Genomic DNA, 735 nt, shown 5'->3' on the forward strand with positions numbered 1-735 from the left:
GTTGCCGAGCAGCTGTTCGTACAGCCGGAACGGCAGCTGGTCGGCGCCGCGCAGGAACAGCGGCAGGCGCTCGAGCGACAGCGCATCGAAGCTCAGGCCGGCCGTGGCCCGCAGGCGCAGGCGCAGGCCGGCACGCGCACGCGGCGCGCTGTTCGCGGCCGGGCCGAGCACGGCCGTGACGTTGCCGAAGTACTCGGCCTCGGTCAGCTCGACCGGCCACAGCGTCACCGGCTGACCGGTGCGGTATTCGCAGGCGGTGGTCTCGTTCTTGCCGAGCACGCTCTTGAGACTCGCGCCGCGCGGCACCGTGAAACCGGCCGCGAGCGAGCCTTCGGACAGGTCCGGCTGCAACTGCAGCACCGCCATCGACGGCACCGGCGCCAGATAGTGCGGGTAGACCATCTCCAGCAGGTGCTGCGTGAACACCGGGAACTCGGCATCGAGCTTCAGCTGCACGCGCGCCGACAGGAACGCACAGCCTTCGAGCAGCCGCTCGACGTAGGGGTCGGCGCATTCGAAGCCGGTCAGGCTCAGGCGCGAGGCGATCTTCGGGAATTCCTGCGCGAACTCGCCGGCGGTCTCGCGCAGGTGCTGGAGTTCCTGGTTGTAATACCGGTACAGGCGCGGATCCATCGGGGGGCTGCTTGCGATCAGGCGTTGCGGGGCTCGATGCGGACGTTGCCGGATTCGAGGTCGATCTCGGTCTTCAGCCACAGATGCAGCGGCACCGGCTGC

The 735-nt window shown here is 69.1% G+C and carries 1 protein-coding gene; it reads right to left on the reverse strand.

Translation table 11 applies throughout. The annotated features are described in order from the left end of the window. Nucleotides 1–633 (reverse strand): type VI secretion system baseplate subunit TssF (locus tag JNK74_28790; GenBank protein MBL7650180.1); only part of this gene is annotated, 633 nt, incomplete at its 3' end. Between the last annotated feature and the right edge of the window lie 102 nt (nt 634–735).

It is taken from the genome of Candidatus Hydrogenedentota bacterium (genome assembly GCA_016791475.1).
GTDB lineage: Bacteria > Hydrogenedentota > Hydrogenedentia > Hydrogenedentales > JAEUWI01 > JAEUWI01.